Origin of the sequence: Nocardia sp. NPDC051030 (assembly GCF_040683015.1) — a bacterium.
Taxonomy (GTDB): domain Bacteria; phylum Actinomycetota; class Actinomycetes; order Mycobacteriales; family Mycobacteriaceae; genus Nocardia.
The window spans coordinates 194,115-214,752 of record NZ_JBFBCD010000009.1 but is presented as its reverse complement, the minus strand read 5'-3'; the positions used below and the strand labels follow the sequence as shown (position 1 = coordinate 214,752).

Here is a 20,638-nt window from a genome sequence, read left to right as displayed (position 1 = left end):
AACCCTACGGAATCGGCCCGAAATTCATTGCGGGCTCGCCCGAAAGAATCAGCGCGTACCCCTCGGAATGGCACGCACCAGCGCTTGCAGATCGGCCTCCAGCAGCCGGAACAACCAGTAGGTCAGGACGAATGCCGCAATCCCGCCCACACTCAGCCAGCGCACCGGCACGATCACCAATTCCAGATCCGGTGTGGAAACGAATGTCGCCGTGGCCACTCCGAGCAGCGGCACCGACGCGGCCGCGGCCAGATAGAAATTGCTGCGCTGCGCCAGGGCCCACAATTGCCGCCGGTCTTCGGTCCCGACCGCGCCACGCGCCAGCAACTGCGGATACAGCGTCCGCACCGCGAACACCATGATCAGGAAGAACGGATACGCCAGCGCGATCGCCGCGCACACCACCTGCGCCGCGAAGAAATGCGCGAAAGCATTGGGCGGCAATCGAGCTCCCGCGCCCTGCAATGCCAATGGCCACGCCACCCCCGCGAGAATCCACATGCCGAACGGAATCCACACCGCCCGCTCCCCCATCAACAGCGTGTCCGCCCGCGCCCGCGCCAATTCCCCGGCCGAATACGCGTGCCCGCGCGCCAGCCGATGCGACACCGTCAAGGGCCGCCGCGCCAGCCACAACAACAGCAAGGCCGCCAGCGGGAACGCGATGGCATTGTTCACCAGCGCGACCGTCGCGAACCGCCCCTGATCGGAGACGGTCAGCCGATCCACGATGAGACTCTGATTCAGCCGGATGTTGTACACACTCGCCAGCGCGTTCGGCAGCCCCACACACAGCGCCGCGATCGGCACCGGCCAGGCTCGCAATCGCGCCCGCAGACTCTTAGGCGGCGGATCCACCAGATCCCGCGCCCGCGCGTCCAGGCACAAATCCAATTGCCCGGCCAGCTCCGCCCCGCTCTGCCAGCGGTGCGCGGGCTCAGGTTCCAGGCATTCCAGCAGCACCCGGCGCAGTGCGGCGGGCGTGTCGGGCGGCAGTGCGGCGATCGCGGTGGCGGACACGCCCGCCCGCCGCTGCGCCACCATGGCCTGCACCACCCCGGGCCCCGACCGTGCGCACCCACCGGGCTCGGCGATCGACGGCTCACGCCCGGAATCGGCACTGCCCGCGCCGGCAACGGTGGCGGGCGCGTCTTCGAAGGGCATTGTGCCGGTGAGCATTTCCCACAGCAGCAGGCCGAGCGCGTAGATATCGCTGCACTTCCCGGGCGCGGGTGCGGTCGGGTCGAGCATGGCGGCCAAGGCCTCCGGCGACCGGTAGCGCAGCACCCCCGCCTCCTCCCCCTCAGTCCCGCGACCCCGGAGCCAGCCGTTCCAATACACCGGCCCCAGTGCGAAATCCGCCAGTTTCGGGACACCCTCCGCCGTGAAAATCACGTTCGCGGGCCGAATATCGTGGTGCAGCACCCCATGCCGCTCCGCGTAGTCGAGCGCCTCCGCCAGCCGCCGCCCCACCCAGGCGACCGTCTCCGGCCAGCTCAGCTCGGCTATCTCCGCCCGCACCCGCGAATCCGCCGGCCGGATCTCACCTTTCGCCTCCATCGCCGCGTCCACCGCCCGCAACAGCAACTCGCCCCCGATCACCGACTCGGCGGCCCCGGCGATATCGGTCCGGCCGCCCGCGGCACGGCCGCCACCGAATCCGATCCGGGCTGCGGCGGTCCGGCCCTCGGGGCGAGCAGTCGTCGAAGCGTCGGACGGATCCGGCGCGGGGATGGCTTCGCGCGCGACCGCTGCTCTAGCGCGGAGTCGGGTCAGGAGGTCTTCGGCGGTTCCGCCGGGGAGGTATTGCATGTAGAGCAGACGCAGGGGCTTTCCGGTGCTGCCGTCGGAGATCAGGCGCTGGTCGAAGACTCGGACTATGTGATGGTGGTCGAGCTGGGCGACGGTGGGGGTGTCGCTGTCGGCCCCGGCTTCGACGCGGACGGCGACCAGGCGTTGCATGGAGCGCTGGCGCGCCAGGAACATGCGGCTGTGCGCGCTGCCGCCGAGATCGGTGAGCAGGTCGAAATCGTCCAGGCGACGGCCGATTTCGATGCCTTCGGGCAGCGGGGGCGGTGGTTCGTGCTGCTGACCGGTGCTGAAGCGACGGCGGATCTCGCCCGCCACTTCGGGGTATTCGACCACGAAGGTGTCCACGTCGAGGGGCCGGAAGCGGCTGCGGACCAGGTATTCCTCGCACACCAGGTCGGCGAACCGGGGGCTCTCGGCGACCTCGGGAAATTCCTTGCGGTACTCGGTGATTCGCTTTTCCAGTCCGGCGCGTCGCCAGCGCTGGCTCATATCCACGCGGACCAGTTCGGCGAGCACCGACAACCGAGCCTGCCGACCGTCCGGTACGTAGCGGGACAGCGGCGGCGGCTCGTCATTGTCGCCCCGCAAGGTGGATTCCCAGTCGGCGGCAAACCGAGCGACCGCCTGCGCCGGATGATCGCTCACGTTTGCGTACCGGCGGCTTCCCCGGTGTCGTGCACGGGACGTCCGGGAGATACGACGCGTTCGAGGGCCATCAGATCCGCTTCCAGCGCACGGAACATCACATACACGGCCACGAAGGCGAGGATGCCACCCACGCTGAGCACGCGCACCGCCACGATCACCAAGGGAATGTCCGACGGCGGCAGGAAGGTCACCCCGGCCACCGCCAGCAGCGGCACCGATGCCGCCACCGCCAGATAGGTGGTGCAGCGGCGGGACAACCGGTGCAGCCAGATCGCGTCCTCGGCGCTGATGTCCCCGTGCCGCAGGAACATCGGATAGATGCAGCGCACCAGGTAGAAGGCTACGAGGAAGAACGGGTAAGCCACCGCGATGGCCCCGCACACCACGATCGAGACCACGAAATGCACCATGCCCCGCAAGGGGATATCCCCCGCGGCCAGCCACAGCGCGATCGGGAAGGTGATGCCCGAGATCGCCCACAGTGAGAACACCACCATCGAAATGCGTTCTCCGGCCAGCAATACGTCGGCTCGCGCCCGGCGTAACGTCTCCGCGTCGAAGTCCCGCCCCTTGCGCAGGCCGCGCGGTACCACGATCACTCTCCGGCACAGATAGAAGATGAGCGCGATGCCGATCGGGAAGAACAGCCCGTTCACCGCCGCCGTGATGAGAGTGAAGGCGTGCATGGCCCCGGCGGACAGGCGGCTCACGATCAGGGTGTTGTTATGCGCGATGTTGTACACCGAGGCAAGCACGTTCGGCACCCCGACCGCCAGCACGACGAGCGGAATCAGCCACTTGCGCAAGCGTATCCGCCAGCTGTGCGGCGGCGGGTCCACCAGATCCCGGGCGCGTTCGTCCAGGCACATCTCCAGCTGCCGGGCCAGGATGACGCCGCTGCTCCAGCGTTCGTCCCGGTCGGGGGCGAGGCACATGAGCAGGACGCGGCGCAGGGCGGCCGGGCAATCGGACGGCACCCGCCCGAGGGCGGTGGTGTCGGGGCCGCCGCGGCGGCGGTCCAGCATGGCTTCCAGAGTGGTCTGATCACCGTGACCACCCGGACCAGCGGTGCTGTCGTCGAACGGTTTTGCGCCGGTGAGCAATTCCCACAGCACCACCCCGAGGGAGAAGATATCGGCGCGCGTGTCCAGGTCCGCCGCGGTGCCGGAACGCTCGGGGTGACACGCCTCCAGCTGTTCCGGCGACATATACGACAGTGACCCGCCGAAGTAGGAGACCGGACTGTCATTGTCGAGATTGCGGCTGAAGCTGATATTGAAGTCGGCCAGTTTCGGCACGGCCTCGGAGGTGAGCAGGATGTTCGCGGGCTTCACATCGCGATGCAGCACCCCGCGCCCGTCCGCGTAATCGAGGGCTTCGGCGACCCTGCGGCCCAGCCACGCAACGGTTTCCGGCCAGCTCAGGTCGGCGAGCTCGGCGCGCACGCTGGAGTCGGTGGGCCGGATCTCGCCCTTCTCCTCCATGGCGGCGTCCACGGCATCGAGCAGCAGTTGCCCGCTGCGTTCGGCGGCCGGTGTGGCGCGCACCCAACGCAGCACGCCCAGCAGCGTCCCGCCGGGCAGAAACTGCATATAGAGCAGTCGCAGCCGCCGCCCGCTCTCGGTGCGGACGCCGGACATGAGCCGCTGGTCGAAGACGCGCACGATGTAGTCGTGGTCGAGCTGGGCCAGGGTCTGCGGTTCGGTGCCGTGATCGGCGGAGATCTTCACCGCGACCAGGCGTTGCAGGGACCGCTGCCGGGCCAGGAAGACGCGCGCGAACGCGCCGCTGCCGAGGCTGGTGAGCAGGTCGAAATCGTCTATGCGCTGCCCGATTTCGATGCGGTCCAGGAGTTCGCTGGTCTCGGGGGCGCTGACGCCCCCCGCGGTGGCGCGGGTCGAGTCGACGGCCTTGCCGGTGAGCTCGCCCGCATCGGGCCTGCGGGTGAGCTCACCGGAATCGGGGACCCGGGTGCTGTCGCCGTCGAGGGGAGCGCGGGTGGAGTCGTCGAGGGAGAAGTCGCCGCGCGTGGATTCCTCGAGGGAGTATCCGGCCCGCGTGGATTCCTCCAGCAGGAATCCGGCGCGCGTGGAATCCTCCTCCGGGATCCGGGCCCGGGTGGAATCCTCGAACGCCGATCGCCGGGTGCTCTGATCCTCGTCGTCGGCATTGAGCAGTTCCCGCAGCTCCACCGCCTGATGCGGGTACTCGCGCAGGCAGTCGCGGGGGTCGACGCGTTCGCCGCTGTGCCGTCGGATGACGAACTCCTCGTACACCAGTCCGGGCGGCAGATCGCCCGGGGTGAGTTCGGGGAATTCGGAACAGTATTCGCTGAGGCGTTTGGGCATCCGGTGCGGTCGTTCGGCGGGGCGGCGCAGCCAGCGATGCCGCATATCCACCCGGATGAGCTCGATCAGCGCGGTACGGCGCAGGGTGCCCGCATCGGGCAGGAAATCGGCGATGCTGGGCGGTGCGGAGCCCGCGTCCCAGGCCGCCGCGAAGGCGGCGACCGCACCGAATTCCGTTCCGGCGGAATAGCGCCCGGAACGGTGGTCGGATCCAGAAGTCATGCCGCACCCACCTGGCTCAGCACGGATGCTGGTGAATCCGCACTGGTGTCGATCGGATGGGGCGGATGCTGATCCTGTCGAAGAAAATCCGCCACACCCGACACCATCATCCCCGAGCGATTGACCGAATGATAACTTGCGGCTCAACAGCGGATCACCCGATTTCGACTCGAGGCGACGGGGGAACACCAGCATGTACGACGAGGGCACCGCGCTAGCGGACGGCTCCACCCGCCGGGACGGCCCGATTCCGTCCGGCGTAACCACCGAGGAGGTCACGGTGGCGAGCACCGCAGCCGATTCCACCAATCCGCCCGAATCGCAGCCGCCCACCGATACCAGCACCGCGATCGGCACGGCCGCGGCCGTGCAGTGCGGGGCGCTCACCCCAGAACAGGCCCTCGACGCCGCCCTCGAACGGATCCGCGCCCGCGATCGGAAAGTGAACGCCTTCAGCCTGGTTCGCGAGGAGGCCGCCCGCGCCGAGGCCCGCGCGGTGGCCGAACGCCCCGATCTGGATGTGCTGCCGCTGGCCGGGGTGCCGGTCGCGGTGAAGAACAATATCGATGTCGCGGGCGAGGTCACCCGCGCCGGATCGCGGGCCGGATCGGACGACCCGGCTGCCTCGGATCATCCCGTGGTGCACCGACTACGTTCGGCCGGCGCGGTCATCGTCGGCCTGACCACGGTTCCCGAAGGCGGCCTGTGGGGCGTCACCGATTCCCCCGAGCGCATTACGCGCAGTCCCTGGAATCCGCGTTTCAGTTCAGGGGGCTCCTCGGGCGGCTCCGGCGCGGCGGTCGGCGCGGGCATGGTCCCGATCGCGCACGGCAATGACGGACTGGGTTCGGTCCGGATTCCGGCCGCCTGCTGCGGCGTGGTCGGCGTCAAGCCGGGTCGCGGGCTGGTGCCCGCCGAGGTCGGTGTGGACTCGTGGGGCGGCATGACCGAAAACGGCGTGCTGGCAACGACTGTCGCGGATGCCGCGCTCATGCTCTCGGTGCTGTCCAACCGCCCCGACCTGGCCGACCTGAAAACACCCCCCGCCCTGCGGATCGGGCTGGCCACCGCCCCGCCCACTCCCCTGGCCCGGGTGGATCGCGCCTGGACGGCCGCCGCCGACAAGGCCGCCTCCGCCGCCGTGGCCGCCGGGCACACCGTCGGCGTCTCCGAATTGCCTTATCAGGGGGCCACTTTCGCGCTGGCGCTGCGCTGGGTCGCCAATGCGGCGCGCGAGGCCGCGGCGGTCCCGCATCCCGAGCGCCTGCAACGCCGCACCCGCACCCACGTGGCGCTGGGCAAGCTGGTGCTGAAGTCGGGGCTCTTGCGTCCGTCCCAGGTGGATCGCATCGAGGCCCGCCTGCAGGAGTACTTCGAGCGCTACGACGTGGTGATCACCCCGACCCTGGCCGCGCCCGCCCCGCGCGCGGGCCGCTGGCATGCGCGCCCCTGGCTCGCGAATGTGATTGCGAACGTGCGCTACTCGCCGTTCACGCCGTTGTGGAATCTGGTCGGCTGGCCCGCCATCTCGGTGCCGATGGGCATCCACCCGCGCACCGGAACCCCGCTCGCGGCGCAGCTGATCGGCCCGCCCGGCAGCGAATCCACCTTGCTGCGGCTGGCCGCGCAACTCGAGGCCGCGCATCCGTGGGAGCGCATCGCGCCCTGACGGTCACGCCCTGGAACGACGAAAGAGCCGTCCCGCCAATGGCGGGACGGCTCTTTCGTCAGATCTCTGTCACCGGTCGCGGCGGCACTGCCTCCGACCCATTGCCGCCACGTCCGGTCACTGCGCGACCACGCGCCGGTCCGGCGCGTGTAAAGCGTTGTCGCGCTACTGCGCCGGTGCGACCGCGATCGGTTCGCGGTTCGCGAAGCCGCCCTCGAGCACGCGCGCGGCGAATTCGAGGATGGTCGGCCGGTCGTCATCGGCACGCCAGGCGACGGCGAGTTCGCACGGGGCGAGGCCGGTCACGGGGCGGGCGGTGAGACCGGGCCAGCGGTACATGGGCACATTGTTCTCGGCCAGCAGGCACACACCCAGTCCGAGGCTGACGGCCTCGAGGCGCTCTTCGGCGGTGGCCGCTTCCGCGCCGATCTTGGCCTGGCGGCCGCCACGGGCGTCGGCGCCGAGCCAGAAGTCGCGGGCCGCACCGGCTTCGGCGGGCATCGCGATGAAGGGCTCGTCGATCAGGTCGGCGAAGTCGATGCTGTCCTGTCCGGCGAGCGCGTGGTTCTCCGGGAGCAGCACCCAGCGCGGCTCGGTACGCAACACCTGCCACCGGTAGCGGCTGGAGTCGGGTACGGGCAGCCACATGAGCGCCAGGTCCGCCTGTCGCCCGGCCAGGCCGCTGGACGGGTCGGTCCAGGACGCGGAGTGCAGGGCGAGCCGGTGGCCGCTGGCGCTCTCCAGGTCGGTGATCAGCCCGCGCCCGATGGAGGACTGGATGCCGACGCGCAGCACCTCGCCCGCCTCCTGGAGGGCCACATTGGTGACCTCCCAGAGTTCCAGGATCTTGCGGGCACCCTCGAGCAGTTCCTTACCGGCGACGGTCAGGGCCACGCTGCGCTGATTGCGGTCGAACAGGACCACGTCGAGCTGACGCTCCAGCTGACGAATCTGCCGTGAGAGGGTGGGTTGAGCGATGTGCAGCCGTTGGGCTGCGTTGGTGAAGTGAAGTTCCTCAGCGACGGCGACGAAATACCGCAGGTCGCGCAAATGCGGGTCCATAGCCCCTTGCTATCAGAATCGGTCTTGAATTACCAGCCGTATCCGACCCGAAAGTTTGTAACGAAGTCAGAAAACAGCCGTCAGGTTTGTTACAGACAGCATAGGACCAGCCCGAAACATTCCGGTAACCGGCATCGCGAACTTCTGGCCATTCGGCCGCCCACCGCCCCCGGAGACTGATACGGACACGTGACCAGCAGTAACACGCACCACGTTCCATCCCTGCTCCGACCGGCGCGAGCGCCCGGCCGCCTCCCAGCAAAGACCCCTGGCAACGCTCTTCACAATCGCCAAGCGGCGTGAGTGAGTTTGGTCACAGAAAGGATTGAAGCCGCCCACCGGAACCCGGCCGACGGCTTCAAGGGAACGTTGTGGAGAGGTTTCAGCCTCCGTAGACCTTCGGGTCCAGAGTGCCGATGTAGGGCAGGTCCCGGTAGCGCTCGGCGTAATCCAGGCCGTAGCCGACGACGAACTCGTTCGGAATGTCGAAACCGACCGCCATCACGTCCACCTGGGTGCGCAGCGCGTCGGGCTTGCGCAGCAGCGTCACCACTTCCAGGGAGGCGGGGTTGCGGCTGGAGAGGTTGCGCAGCAACCACGACAGCGTGAGACCGGAGTCGATGATGTCCTCGACGATCAGCACATTGCGGCCCGCGATGTCCTTGTCGAGATCCTTCATGATCCGCACCACGCCCGACGACGAGGTCGAGGACCCGTACGACGAGACGGCCATGAACTCCATCTGAGTCGGCACGGTGAGGCGCTTGGCCAGATCGGTCATGAAGAAGATGGCGCCCTTGAGCACGCCCACCAGCAGCAGATCGCCCTCGGGCGAATCGGCCGGATAACGCTTGGCGACCAGGTCCGCGAGCTCCTGGACCTTGTCCGCGATCTCGTCCTCGCTGATCAGCACCGACGCGATGTCATCCCCGTACACGTGCGCTGGTTTCCCTTCACCGATGATGTCGAGCCCGGTCGAGTTCGACTTGGTCCGAGCCAAGTATGAGAGTGCCATGTTCACGCACGGCAACCAACCTGGTCCCATCGGCCGAACCGCCCACCGCGACGCCGCCCTGCCCACGCCATGCTGTGACCAGCATCTCCACCGCGCGTAAATTGCTGTCCGTCAATGATTTTGCGCCACGCCCGAGCAACCAGGCGCGAATGACGCGGCGGCGCAGCGCGGGAGCGGCAGTGGCGAGCGTCTCGATCGACAGTCCGTCACCATCACGGCTGCTCTCCAGCAACTTCTCGGCGAGCCCGTCCAGCACGGCCGCGTCCTCCCGCAACTGCGCCGCGGTACGCGCCAGCGCGGCGGCGGCCCCTCCCCCGAGCACCTCCTCCAGCAGCGGCAAGACCTCCGTGCGCAGCCGCACCCGGGTGAACTCCGGGGAGCTGTTGTGCGGATCCTCGTGCGGCGTGAGGCCCAGATCCGCACACAACTGCCGGGTCACCGCCCGCCGCACCCCAAGCAGCGGCCGCCCCCAGGGCGCACTGAATTCGGCCATGCCGTGAATCGACCGCCCGCCCGAACCGCGCGCCAAGCCGAGCAACACGGTCTCGGCCTGATCATCGAGGGTGTGCCCGAGCAGCACCGGCAATCCATCCCGCGCTCGCTCCAGAGCCGCGTACCGGGCTCGTCGCGCCGCCGCCTCCAACCCGCCCCCGGACCCGACTTCGACGGTGAGCACCCGAGCCGACCGGCACCCCAGCCGCAGTGCGGTCGCCGCGGCCTCGGCTGCCACGAGCGCGGAACCGTCCTGCAATCCGTGATCCACGATCAGCGCATCGACCACCTCGGCTTCGACCACGGCGGCGGCCGTCAGGGCCAGCGAATCCGCGCCCCCGGACAGGGCAACCGCCACGACGCCTTCGGGCGCGTACGCGGTGAGCCAATCCCGAACGGCGTGGCGCATTTCCAGCGCGGCACGCGTCTCGGGGAGGTGGGGCCGATCCGTCACGTCCCCGATGGTTTCATGCCCGTCAGCCGAGGACGCGGGTCACCCAGCGCTGCGGGTCGCTGATCTCGTCCGTGCGCGGCAGGGTTTCGGCATCGGTCCACACGGTGTTGAAACGGTTCATGCCGACGGTGTTCACCACCTCGTCCACGAAGGCCTTGCCCCGAACGTATTGGGCCACCTTGGCATCCATGCCAAGCAGGGCGCGCAGCAGTCGCTGGATGGGATTGGCCGGGCGCTTGCGCCGCTGATCGAAGGCGGCGCGAATGCGGGCCACCGAGGGCACCACGGCGGGTCCGACGGCATCCATGACGTGATCGGCGTGGCCCTCCAGAAGCGTGCCGAGCATGAGCAGCCGGTCGAGGGCGTCGCGCTGCGGTTCGGCCTGGGTGGCGCGGAGCAGGCCGATGACGCCGCCCGCCGGATCCTCGATGCCGCGGCGGCGATCCTTCGCCGCTTCCAGGAGCCGGGCCAGCATGTCGGCCATGGGCTCGTCGCCGCCCTCACCGAGGGTCTCTACATTGGCGCGCATGTAATCCGCCAGCCAGGGGGCCGAGGAGAACTGCACGCGGTGGGTGACCTCGTGCAGGCACACCCAGAGCCGGAAGTCGCTGGGCGGCACGCCGAGTGCGCGCTCCACCGACATGATGTTGGGCGCGACCAGCAGCAACGTGCCGTTCGGACCGGTGAACGGGTCGTACTGGCCGAGGATGGCCGTGGACAGGAAGGCCAGCATGGCCCCGGCCTGCACACCGGCGGGCTTGCCCACGAACTTGCTCTTCTCGCCGGGCCCGACGCCGGTGCCGGTGAGCTGGGCCATGGATTCGGCGGCGGCGGAGATCCAGCCGGGCCGGTCCACCACCAGGGCTTCGGGCACGACGGAACCGTCGACGAGGCCGCTCACCTCGCGCACGGGCGCTTCGGATCGCCGTGCGGCCTCGGCCAATTCGGCGACCGTCTGCTCCGCGGAATACCGGCTGGTCCGCGGCCCCGCCGGGACCAGGGCCGCGCCGGTGCGGGCGGCCACATTCCAGTCGACGGAGCCGGTGAGGCCATTGACGCGGGGTTTGCGGGTCAGCTCACCGGTTTCGGGATTCACCAGCACCTGTTCACGGGCATGGTGATCGCCGGTTCCCTTGGCGTCCGAATGATTTTCGGGTCCGGTCATGTTCATCCACCCGTCAGGAGCATCCACAATTGCGCAGTGCGGCCGCGACGGCGTCCAGCGCGGGACGGCTCGCCTCGGGCGGCCGTTCGTTCGACATGAGCGCGAAGGTCAGTACGCGCCCGTCCCGGTCCAGCACATATCCGACCAACGCGCTTGCCACGGAAAGAGTTCCGGTCTTGGCCCGCACCCAGCCCGCGCCGTCGTGGTCGCGGATGGTGTAGCGGGTGGCCAGCGAACCGGTGGCACCCGCCACCGGCAGGTAGTCCAGCATGGCGGTGAGCGGCGAGCCGGGGGTCTCGGCCGCGCTCGAATCGCCTTGCGAGGCGGACGTGTTCGGTAGCGCGGCGACGGTGAGAATGCGGTTGAGCAGGCGCGGCGGAATCCGGTCGTCGGTGGAGAGTCCGCTGTTGTCCTGCATGGTGAGCCCGGTCAGGTCGAATCCGGCGGCCTTCAGCACGGTTTCGACGGCGGTGACCGCGCCGGTGAAGGACTGTTCGAAACCGGTGGCGGCGGCCAGCTCCCGGCCCACAGCCTCGGCGAGGAGATTGTCCGAGTGCAGCATCATGTCCATGAGGCGGGTGCGCAGCGGCGCGGACTGCACGGACGCGATCTGCGTCGCACCGGCGATCGCGTTTCCGGTCCGCACGCGCGCCTGATCCAGTCCGAGCGCACCGGCCAGGGCCTTCCCGGCATCGAGGGCCGGGGTGCCGCTGCGCGGCGAGTAATCCCACAGGGTCCCGAGACGCCCGCCGTCGATCATGACGGACTCCATGGGCGCGATGGACCCGTCGCCGATATCGGCCGGATCCCAGCCGGGGGCCATGGTCGGACCGGCATAGGCGGAGGTGTCCACCACGACGGTGTCGAACTTCTGTCCCGACGCCTTGATCTGGGTCACCAGATCCGACAGCTTCGCACTGTCGGTGTAGTAGCCCTTGCCGTCCGGCTGCGCGGTCAGGGTGGGGTCGCCGCCGCCGATCAGCACGAGTTCGCCGGGCGCGGAACCCATCACCACGCGGGTGGTGAGCCGGTGGTCGGCGGGCAAGCCCAGCAGTGCGGCCGACGTGACCAGCACCTTGGCGGTCGAGGACGGAATCATCGGCTTATCGGGATCCATGCCCCACAGCACATTCCCGGTATCGCCATCGGAGACCGAGGCGGAGAACACGCCCAGATCGGGGCTCGCGGCCACCGGCGCGAGCGCGGCGGCGAGACCACCGGCACTGGGTGCGGGCGCGGTGGTCGGCGCGGGCGCGACCTGCGGCAGCGCCTTCACGGGCGAGGGCGGGGCGGCGATCGTCAATCCCCCGTGCCGGAATTCCTCGGTCCACGGCTTCAGCGTGAGTACCACCGCCGCGGCCGCCACGACCACTACGACCAGCGCCGATGACACCACGATCCAGGTTCTGCGCCGCCGCCGGGCCTCCAGGCCACCGATGTTCTGCTTGTTCCGACCTGCCACGTGCCGCTGTCTCCTGATACCTGTGGTGGGGCTGTGCCTGTAGTGGGGGATAGGCCCCGGGCGTCCCTGCCCAACCCACGTGCCCGGGTTCCACACTATCCTCGTTGCGCAGTCGTTCCCCCGAACGAGCTGGCGAGTCGGCAGCCATACCGCCCACCCAAGAAGGAGATGACGTGGAGTTCGACGTCACCATCGAGATCCCCCGGGGTCAGCGCAACAAGTACGAGGTAGACCACAAGACCGGACGCGTGCGGCTGGACCGCTACCTGTACACCCCGATGATGTACCCGGCCGACTACGGCTACATCGAGGACACCCTGGGCGGCGACGGCGATCCCCTCGATTGCATGGTGCTGCTGCCCGAGCCCGTGTACCCGGGTGTGCTGGTCGAGGCCCGTCCGGTCGGCGTGCTCATCATGAGCGATGAGGCCGGCACCGACGAGAAGCTCGTCGCGGTCCCCAACAAGGACAAGCGCTGGGATCACATCCAGGATGTCGAGGACATCCCGGAGTTCCAGCGCAAGGAGATCGCGCACTTCTTCGAGCGCTACAAGGACCTGGAGCCCGGCAAGTGGGTCAAGGTCGACGGCTGGGAAGGCCGCGAGAAGGCCGAGCAGCTGGTCGTCGAGGCCTACCAGCGCCTGAAGGACCAGGGCGAGCACTGATTTCAGCCTGAACACGCGAAAAGCGGGTGGTGCGGTTTTCCGCACTACCCGCTTTTTGGTGTCTCAGTCGACGATCGGGGTCTCCGGTCGCGTGCCCGCGGTGGTGCGCAGCGGCACTTCCTTCCAGAACAGCACCAGCACCATCGCGAGCAAGGCCACGGCGGAGGTGGTCAGGAATACCGTGGACAGGGATTCCGCGAACCCGACCTGGAAAGGCTTGGCCAGCACCGGATTCAGCTTCTGAATGACGGAGCTGTCCCCGAGCACACTCTTGGCGGCGGAGGTGTCACCGCTCAGCACACCGCGCGAGAACGCCATATCGGCCGGATTGCCATCATTGGCTCCCGCCACCAGGGCCTGCTGGAATCCCTTGTCCTGCATGGCCGAGACGAGCTCCGAGCGAATATTCGGCGCGAGCCTGGTGAACAGGACAGACAGGAATACCGCCGCACCCAGCGTGCCGCCGATCTGCCGGAAGAAGGTCGCCGCGGCCGTGGAGACACCCATATCCTTGGGCGGCAAGGCATTCTGCAAGGCGATGATGAGCGGCTGCATGAGATTGCCGAGCCCGAAGCCGACGCACAGCATGAACAGCACCACGATCCAGAAGGCGGTATCGGCCTTCAGGTAATGCAGCAGGAACAGGCCCAGCGTGATCATGAACGCGCCGAGGATCGTGTACGCCCGGTAGTGCCCGGTGCGCGAGATCAGCTGCCCCGACAGGATCGAGCCGATCATCATGCCCAGCACCATGGGCATCATCTCCAGGCCGCCGATCATCGGGCTCGCGCCCCGCACGGCCTGCAAATACTGCGGCAGCAGCAGGATTCCACCGAACATGCCCGCGCCCACCACGAACGAGATGACCACGCCCAGCGCGAAGGTCCGGTTGGCGAAGATGCGCAGCGGGATCAGCGCGGCATCGCCGAGCGCCTTCTCCACCGCGACGAACCCGAGCACCGCGACCGTGCCCACCACGTAGCAGAGCACCGATCTGGTACTCCCCCAACCCCATTCACGGCCCTGTTCGGCCACGATGAGCAGCGGGGTGATGCCGATGGCCAGCACCGCCGCACCCCAATAGTCCACGCGGTCACGGGATTTCTCCCGTGCGGGCAGATGCAGCACCCGGGTCACCACGGCCAGGGTGAACATTCCGATGGGCACGTTGACCAGGAACACCCACCGCCAGCCGGAGATGCCGAGAATGGAGTCCTGCCCCGCGAAGAGCCCGCCAAGCACCGGCCCGATCACACTGGAAGTCCCGAAGACGGCCAGGAAATACCCCTGGTAGCGGGCCCTTTCCCGCGGGCTCACGATATCGCCGACAATCGTCAGCGCCAGCGACATCAGCCCGCCCGCACCCAGCCCCTGCACGGCGCGGAACACCGCCAGCTCGTACATGGATTGCGCGAACGAGCACGCCAGCGAGCCGACCAGGAAAATCGTGATGGCGGCAAGATAGAACGGCTTGCGCCCGTACATGTCCGAGAGTTTCCCGTACAACGGCGTCGCCAGCGTGGCGGTGATCAGATACGCGGTGGTCGCCCACACTTGTAGCGCATACCCGTCGAGATCATCCGCGATCGTGCGAATGGCCGTCGACACAATGGTCTGATCGAGCGCCGCCAGCAGAATCCCGAGCAGCAGCCCACTCAGAATCACCAGGATCTGCCGATGCGTGAACCCGCCCGCACCGGTCTCTTCGCTCACCTCGGATGTAGCCATGGCCAACCTCCCAAGCCCTCCCGCCCACGATAGGCCCACAACCGGAGGTCCACATTCCTTTTTAGGCGATGCGAATCAGCCCGCGATTGCCCCCGAATAAGCGTCGAGACCGCCTGCTGAGCAAGCGGTCTCGGACGTGAGTGACGAGAGTTGTTACTTCCCCTGGAAGCGCGGCGGGCGCTTCTCGAAGACGGCCTGGATCGCCTCGGTCAGATCCTGCGAGGGCAGGAAGGCCGCATTCCACGCCGATACGTACCGCAGCCCGTCCGCGACCTTGCCCGCCTTCGGCTGGTCCAGCACATCCTTGATGCCCTGCACCACGAGCGGCGGGTTCTCCGCGATCCCGCGAGCCAGCGCGTGCGCCGCGTCCACGACCGCGTCCTGATCCGCGTACACGTCGTTGATCAGGCCGATCTTCTCCGCACGCGCGGCGTCGATGTCCTTGCCGGTGTACGCGAGTTCGCGCAGATGCCCCTCGCCGATGATCCCCGGCAGCCGGTGCAGCGACCCGATATCGGCGACGATGGCGACCTTCGCCTCGCGCAGGCTGAATTTGGCGTCCTCGCTGGCCAGCCGGATATCGGCGGCGGCGATCAGGTCGAGCCCGCCGCCGATGCACCAGCCGGAGACCGCGGCGATGACCGGCTTGCGGCAGTCCGCGACCGCGGTGACCGCGGCCTGCATGCCGCGGACCTCGTGCAGGAAGTCGGTGCGCGGCGCGGCCTGGGCCTTGTCGGCGAGCAGCGGACCGAAGGTGCCCGCCATGGCGGGCAGGTCCAGGCCGTAGGAGAAGTGCTTCCCGGACCCGGTGAGCACGATGGCCCGCACCTCGGGATCGCGGTCGAGTTCGCCGAAGATGAGCGGCAGCTCACGCCAGAAATCCGGGCCCATGGCATTGCCCTTTCCGGGGCCGGTGAGGGTCACCTGGGCGACGTGGTCCTTGCTCTCGACTGTGAAAGCCTTCCATTCAGTCATTCGTCCAGCGTATCGGGGGTGCGGACGATCCGGGAGAGCGGTGTAAATCCTGTGCTAATTCTGCTGCGCCGCACTGGTTTCCAGGCACTTCGGGAAGGGACGATGACAACGTCCCACTGGCTCACACTCGTGCGCGGAGGTCTGAGATGTTGATGCATCACGGAATCGGCCTCGATCGCTTCAATCACCTCTCCCGGCAGCGGGCCGTGCACGCGCTCTTCGAGTGCTGTTGCAGCGTCACCTGGGCGGAGAAAATCGCGGACGGCCGCCCCTACCCGGGCCATGCCGCACTGCACACCGCGGCCGATGCCGAACTGCACGCCCTGTCCGCCGCCGGTCTGGAGCGGGTCTTCGATTCCTGTGTGCACGAAACCATTTCGGAGCGCACCGTCGAGGAGCTGACGCGGATCACGCGGGCGCGCATCACCGGCATGCTCGGCCCGGAGGAGGGCTATCCCGATTACTGATCTCGGGCACATCCACCGCAATCGCTCTACCCTGGTTGCCATGCGCAGGTCCCTGCCGCCGGTCGCGTCCAAAGTCTCCGACACTCTGATCGCGCGCGGACATCACGGAGTCATCCTCACCCAGGCCAATCCGACCCACACCGCCGCCGAAGCGGCCGAAGCCCTGGGCGTTGCCGTCGGGGCCATCACCAAGTCACTCGTCTTCCTACTCGACGACGATCCGGTCCTGCTGCTGGTCTCCGGCGCACACCAGGTGAACCTGGACAGCACCGGCCGCCGCCTGGACGGCACCCTCACCCGCGCCCCCGCCGCCATGGTGCGGCAGGTGACCGGGCAGCCGGTCGGCGGCGTCGCCCCGCTCGGGCATCCCACCAACCTGCCCACCTTCATCGACAATGCGCTGTCCCAGCATCAGGAGTTGTGGGCGGCGGGCGGCCATCCGAACACGATCTTCCGCACCACCTTCGGCGAGCTGGTGCGGATCACGGCCGGACTGGCCATCGATGTGGACTGAGAGCGAGATTCTGCACAGCGGGGAATAACCGGGCGCTCGACCACGTAGGTTCGGAACGTGACCGATTCTCCGACGCCCGGTGCCGAGCTAGACGTGCCCGACGATTTGAGCGGTATCACCGCCCAGCAATATCGCGCCGCCATGCGGCACTATCCCGCGGGCGTCACCGTGGTCACGCTCGATTCGGAGCAGGGCCCGGTCGGATTCACCGCCACGTCCTTCGCCTCGCTCTCGGCACAGCCACCGCTGATCTCGTTCAATATCGCCGAGACCTCGTCCAGCATCGCGGGCCTGCTGAAGGCCGAATCCCTGGTCGTGCATTTCCTGGGCGAACATCAGAAGCATCTGGCCCAACGGTTCAGCCGGTCCGCCGAGGAGCGTTTCAGCGATCGCTCGCTGTGGACCACGATCGAAACCGGCGAACCAGTGCTGCACGGCACCCCGATCTGGGTACGCGCGAGCGTGCACCAGCTGATTCCGGTCGGTGATCACACCCTGGTCATCGGCCTGGTGACGCGCGTGTACGACAACACCGACGAGGCACCCGCGGCCGGACCGCTGGTCTATTACAACGGCGCGTATCACCGCGCCGAGATCGCCGACTGACGCCTTTCAGGCCGCCGAGGCGGCCGTCCCGATCCCCAGCGCCGCGAGAATGGCCGCGCTCGCCTGTTCCAGGCGGGCCCGCATGCGGGGATTGCGCAGCAGCGCCACCGCGCGCGAGGCCGCCAATGCCACCAGCACCATTTCGCTTGCGGCAATGGTGGATTCGATCGCGCCGAGGGTCAGCGTGTTCGCGAACGTCACATGCGTCAGGAATTGCGGCAGCACCGCGAGGTAGAACAACCCCACCTTCGGGTTGAAAATGCAGGACAGCAATCCAGCAGCGAATGCAGAGCGAACCGATGATTCATGCGCTCGCGTGATCTCGGAATCGAGGGAGGATTCACTCTCGCGCCGGGACTTGCGATGCGCGAGCAGCGCACGAATCCCCAGGTACACCAGGTAGATTCCGCCGATCACCTTCAGCGTGCGGTACGCCGTGGCCGACTGCTCCAGCAGCGCCGCCACACCCGCCGCGACCACCACCGCCCACACCAGCCCGCCGAGCGAGGACCCGAATGCCGCCGCAATGGCGGGACGTCGCCCGGCCACCGCGAACTTCAACACCAGAAATGTATCCGGACCAGGTGTGACGGACAGCAGCACGCACAACCCGATAAAGCTCAGCAGCAGCGAAATACTCACTCAACCATGGCAACCCACGGGGAGCCCGGAGCGCAACCGCCCGGTGCCTATTTCGCCCGGTGCCTATTTCGCCCGGTGCCTATTTCGCGAAAAGCCGTCGGCCCTCCCCTGACGACTGTGTCCGATGAACACCGAAGGGCCGACGGCTTTCCTGGGCTTACAGACCGAGATTCAGTTCCGCGCGCTGAATTCCGAGCCCAGTTCACGGAACACCTCGGTGTTCATCGTGAACGCGAGCCGCGCCTCGTCGAGCACTCGATCGACCTCCGGACCTTCAATGGGAAGCTGGTCCAGGCTCTCTCGGTACTCGCGCTTGAACGCGGCCGGATTGGTGATGCCGTCGAAGACGTAGAAGCGGACGCCGTCGCCCTTCTTGGGCAGGTCCCACAGCTTCTCGGCGGTGCCGCGAATGACCTGGCCGCCGGAGAGATCGCCCAGGTAGCGGGTGTAGTGGTGCACGACGTAACCGGCGGGCCAGTCCTGCGCGACCTCGTCGATGCGGGCGGCGTAGGCGGCGGTGGACGGCAGCGCGGTCAGTTCGTCGCGCCAGTTCTCGCCGCCGAGGTAGGCGAGGTCGGCCTCGAGCGCGGCCAGGCGGTCCAGTTCCGGGCGCACGAACGGCCCGGCGACCGGGTCGGAATCGAGTGCGGCGGAATGCTTTTCGAGGGCGTCGTAGACGAACCAGAGCTGCGCGGTGTAGCGGTAGAAGGCTTTGACGCCGAGTTGCCCGGTGAGCAGGTCGCGCATGAAGGTGGAGTGTTCGGCCTCGTTGTGCTGCTGCTCCGTCGCGGTGCGAATGAGCGTCGAGAACGGCGTGCTGGTCTCCAACATGGGTGCAACCTCGTTTCAACTCCCGGGGGCACCACTATGGCTACCCTAACCTCCTCTAAACCGTACGCTCCAGCAACGATCTCGCGATTCGAACTTTGCGGTCCACCCGATCCAACTTTCGGATGATTTTCGGGGCCAGGTTGACAACCCCCGGACGAATCTGCCAGTCTCGGAAACGGTCATGAGTACCAGCGTCAAGCCCCGGCTCGCTGGTCGGCAACCCTCCTCCGCGGTGGGGTGCTCCGGGTGACGACCAGGCCGCATGCCCAAACCGGGCGCGGCAAGCGCGGACTCTCGATCACCATTTCTGATCGCGTGTCCCAATAGCCGACGGGATTTCGTGATGACTGCTTTCGCCGACCAGACCTGTGCCGCTCTCGCCAAGGTTTCCGGATGTGATCTCCAGGTGCCCCTCGTCCAGGGCGGCACCACCACCTACGCCAACTTCGACTACGCCGCCAGCGCCCCCGCATTGCAGCAGGTCACCGACCGGGTCGCCGAGCTGCTGCCGTTCTACGCCAGCGTGCACCGCGGCGCGGGCTACGCCTCCCGGGTCTCCACCGACTGCTACGAATCCGCGCGCGGTTCGGTCTCCCGCTTCCTGAATGCGGCCGATGACCAGGTCGTCGTCTTCACCCGCAACACCACCGACTCGCTGAACCTGCTCGCCTCCTGCGTGCCCGGCGACACCGTGGTGCTGGACGTGGAGCATCACGCCAACTTCCTGCCGTGGACCCGCAATGGCCGCCGCGTGGTGCCGATCGCCGACACCATCGAGGAGACCATCCAGCGCGTCGTCGCCGAACTGTGCACCAAACCCGCTGCGCTGCTCGCGGTTACCGGCGCCTCGAATGTGACCGGCGAACTGCTCCCGCTGGAGCGCCTGGCCTGGATCGCGCACCAGTGCGGCACCCGCATCCTGGTCGACGCCGCCCAGCTGGCCCCGCACCGCCGCATCGATCTGCAGACCGCCGGCATCGACTACCTGGCCTTCTCCGGCCACAAGGCGTACGCGCCGTTCGGTGCGGGCGTACTGGTCGGCCGTCGGGACTGGCTGGACAAGGCCGAGCCGTACCTGGCCGGTGGCGGCGCGGTCCGCTCGGTCACCGCGGACGGTGTCGAGTGGGCCTCGGCCCCGCAGCGCCACGAGGCCGGATCCCCGAACGTCCTCGGCGTGGCCGCCCTCGCCGCCGCCTGTGACGCCCTCGCCGGATTCGACCAGACGACAGTGCTCGAGCACGAGCAGTACCTCACCCACCGCCTGCGCTACGGCCTGAAAACCGTTCCGGGCGTGAACTTCCTGCGCATCTTCCGGGACAGCACCGACGCCGTCGGCATCGTCGCCTTCACCGTGGACGGCTTCGAGCCCGCCCAGGTAGCCGCCTACCTCTCGGCCGAACACGGCATCGGCGTACGCGACGGCCGCTTCTGTGCGCACCCCTTGCTCGCCCGCCTGGGCGTCGACTCCGCCCTGCGCGCCAGCATCGGCCTGGGCAGCACCGCCGCCGACGTGGACCGCCTCATCGACGCCATCTCGACGCTGGTCGAGAACGGCCCGACCTGGAATTACGCCCGCACCGAAGGCCACTGGAACCCGGTCCCCGAGACCCGCCCGTTCAACAGCGGCGACTCGGGTGCGGCACCCTGCGGCTTCTAAAACACCAAGTAGCGGGCCGCCAGTTCCTCGACGAACGGGTCATCGTCCGCGACAGCGTTCAGCAGATCGAGATCGTCCTGCACCGAAACCTGCCGCGTATCTTCCTGTTCCGGGTCCGGCGGCCCGTCCTCGGCCAGCTGACGCAGCAGCTTCGCGCGCACGCGGTCCTTCAGCGAATCGCTCATATTTCAGAGCATGCCACTT

At 68.0% G+C, this 20,638-nt stretch carries 18 protein-coding genes and 1 riboswitch; of the genes, 6 read left to right on the top strand and 12 right to left on the bottom strand.

Annotated elements, in window-relative coordinates:
• Window positions 1–48 precede the first annotated feature (48 nt).
• A complete protein-coding gene (locus AB0N05_RS28890) occupies window positions 49–2,457 on the bottom strand; it encodes a protein kinase (RefSeq protein WP_364699491.1) in 2,409 nt (802 codons plus the stop codon).
• Entirely contained in the window at window positions 2,454–5,030 is a 2,577-nt protein-coding gene (locus AB0N05_RS28885) for a serine/threonine-protein kinase (protein ID WP_364699489.1), read from the bottom strand. The genes AB0N05_RS28890 and AB0N05_RS28885 overlap by 4 nt, the downstream gene beginning before the upstream one ends.
• A gap of 193 nt (window positions 5,031–5,223) precedes the next feature.
• Between AB0N05_RS28885 and AB0N05_RS28880 the strand changes: the two genes are divergently transcribed.
• On the top strand, window positions 5,224–6,699 hold the full coding sequence (locus tag AB0N05_RS28880) for an amidase family protein (protein WP_364699487.1): 1,476 nt from the start codon (window positions 5,224–5,226) through the stop codon (window positions 6,697–6,699).
• Between the two features lie 165 nt (window positions 6,700–6,864).
• Here the strand turns inward: AB0N05_RS28880 and AB0N05_RS28875 are convergent, their stop codons facing one another.
• From AB0N05_RS28875 to dacB, 5 genes are all read right to left on the bottom strand, one after another.
• On the bottom strand, window positions 6,865–7,761 hold the full coding sequence (locus AB0N05_RS28875; protein ID WP_364699485.1) for a LysR substrate-binding domain-containing protein: 897 nt from the start codon (window positions 7,759–7,761) through the stop codon (window positions 6,865–6,867).
• Between the two features lie 382 nt (window positions 7,762–8,143).
• Complete coding sequence (gene hpt, locus AB0N05_RS28870; protein ID WP_364699483.1) at window positions 8,144–8,698, bottom strand: hypoxanthine phosphoribosyltransferase; 555 nt, start codon at window positions 8,696–8,698, stop codon at window positions 8,144–8,146.
• A 16-nt stretch (window positions 8,699–8,714) separates the two neighbouring features.
• Window positions 8,715–9,677 (bottom strand): tRNA lysidine(34) synthetase TilS, encoded by a 963-nt coding sequence (tilS, locus tag AB0N05_RS28865; protein WP_364700096.1) that lies wholly within the window; start codon window positions 9,675–9,677, stop codon window positions 8,715–8,717.
• A gap of 67 nt (window positions 9,678–9,744) precedes the next feature.
• Window positions 9,745–10,887, bottom strand: coding sequence for a zinc-dependent metalloprotease (locus tag AB0N05_RS28860; RefSeq protein ID WP_364699481.1), 1,143 nt, complete (start codon window positions 10,885–10,887; stop codon window positions 9,745–9,747).
• 13 nt (window positions 10,888–10,900) lie between these two features.
• Window positions 10,901–12,349 (bottom strand): D-alanyl-D-alanine carboxypeptidase/D-alanyl-D-alanine-endopeptidase, encoded by a 1,449-nt coding sequence (gene dacB, locus AB0N05_RS28855; protein ID WP_364699479.1) that lies wholly within the window; start codon window positions 12,347–12,349, stop codon window positions 10,901–10,903.
• A gap of 173 nt (window positions 12,350–12,522) precedes the next feature.
• Between dacB and ppa the strand changes: the two genes are divergently transcribed.
• A complete protein-coding gene (ppa, locus tag AB0N05_RS28850; RefSeq protein ID WP_364699477.1) occupies window positions 12,523–13,014 on the top strand; it encodes an inorganic diphosphatase in 492 nt (163 codons plus the stop codon).
• Between the two features lie 63 nt (window positions 13,015–13,077).
• On the opposite strand, the gene AB0N05_RS28845 is transcribed toward ppa, so the two are convergent.
• The gene (locus tag AB0N05_RS28845; RefSeq protein ID WP_364699475.1) at window positions 13,078–14,742 is read right to left on the bottom strand and encodes an MDR family MFS transporter; all 1,665 of its coding nucleotides are present in this window, start codon (window positions 14,740–14,742) and stop codon (window positions 13,078–13,080) included.
• A gap of 153 nt (window positions 14,743–14,895) precedes the next feature.
• Window positions 14,896–15,717, bottom strand: a complete 822-nt coding sequence (locus tag AB0N05_RS28840; RefSeq protein ID WP_364699472.1) for a crotonase/enoyl-CoA hydratase family protein — start codon at window positions 15,715–15,717, stop codon at window positions 14,896–14,898.
• 146 nt (window positions 15,718–15,863) lie between these two features.
• Here AB0N05_RS28840 and AB0N05_RS28835 point away from each other — a divergent pair, with 146 nt between their 5' ends.
• From AB0N05_RS28835 to AB0N05_RS28825, 3 genes are read left to right on the top strand one after another with little or no spacing between them, the layout of a single operon-like run.
• Window positions 15,864–16,184, top strand: a complete 321-nt coding sequence (locus AB0N05_RS28835; RefSeq protein WP_364699470.1) for a 2-oxo-4-hydroxy-4-carboxy-5-ureidoimidazoline decarboxylase — start codon at window positions 15,864–15,866, stop codon at window positions 16,182–16,184.
• Window positions 16,185–16,224: 40 nt separating this feature from the next.
• Window positions 16,225–16,698 carry a YbaK/EbsC family protein gene (locus AB0N05_RS28830; protein WP_364699468.1) on the top strand — a complete coding sequence of 158 codons (474 nt, stop codon included), beginning with the start codon at window positions 16,225–16,227 and terminating at the stop codon, window positions 16,696–16,698.
• A gap of 57 nt (window positions 16,699–16,755) precedes the next feature.
• Window positions 16,756–17,304: a flavin reductase family protein gene (locus AB0N05_RS28825; RefSeq protein WP_364699466.1), complete on the top strand. Its 549-nt coding sequence runs from the start codon at window positions 16,756–16,758 to the stop codon at window positions 17,302–17,304.
• Between the two features lie 6 nt (window positions 17,305–17,310).
• Here AB0N05_RS28825 and AB0N05_RS28820 read toward each other — a convergent pair whose 3' ends face one another.
• Window positions 17,311–17,946 (bottom strand): LysE family translocator, encoded by a 636-nt coding sequence (locus AB0N05_RS28820; RefSeq protein WP_364699463.1) that lies wholly within the window; start codon window positions 17,944–17,946, stop codon window positions 17,311–17,313.
• 171 nt (window positions 17,947–18,117) lie between these two features.
• Window positions 18,118–18,777, bottom strand: coding sequence for a biliverdin-producing heme oxygenase (locus AB0N05_RS28815; RefSeq protein ID WP_364699461.1), 660 nt, complete (start codon window positions 18,775–18,777; stop codon window positions 18,118–18,120).
• Window positions 18,778–18,954: 177 nt separating this feature from the next.
• Window positions 18,955–19,070: riboswitch (SAM riboswitch) on the top strand.
• Between the two features lie 50 nt (window positions 19,071–19,120).
• Between AB0N05_RS28815 and AB0N05_RS28810 the strand changes: the two genes are divergently transcribed.
• Complete coding sequence (locus tag AB0N05_RS28810; protein ID WP_364699459.1) at window positions 19,121–20,434, top strand: aminotransferase class V-fold PLP-dependent enzyme; 1,314 nt, start codon at window positions 19,121–19,123, stop codon at window positions 20,432–20,434.
• Here the strand turns inward: AB0N05_RS28810 and AB0N05_RS28805 are convergent.
• Entirely contained in the window at window positions 20,431–20,619 is a 189-nt protein-coding gene (locus AB0N05_RS28805) for a hypothetical protein (protein WP_364699457.1), read from the bottom strand. The genes AB0N05_RS28810 and AB0N05_RS28805 overlap by 4 nt on opposite strands.
• Between the last annotated feature and the right edge of the window lie 19 nt (window positions 20,620–20,638).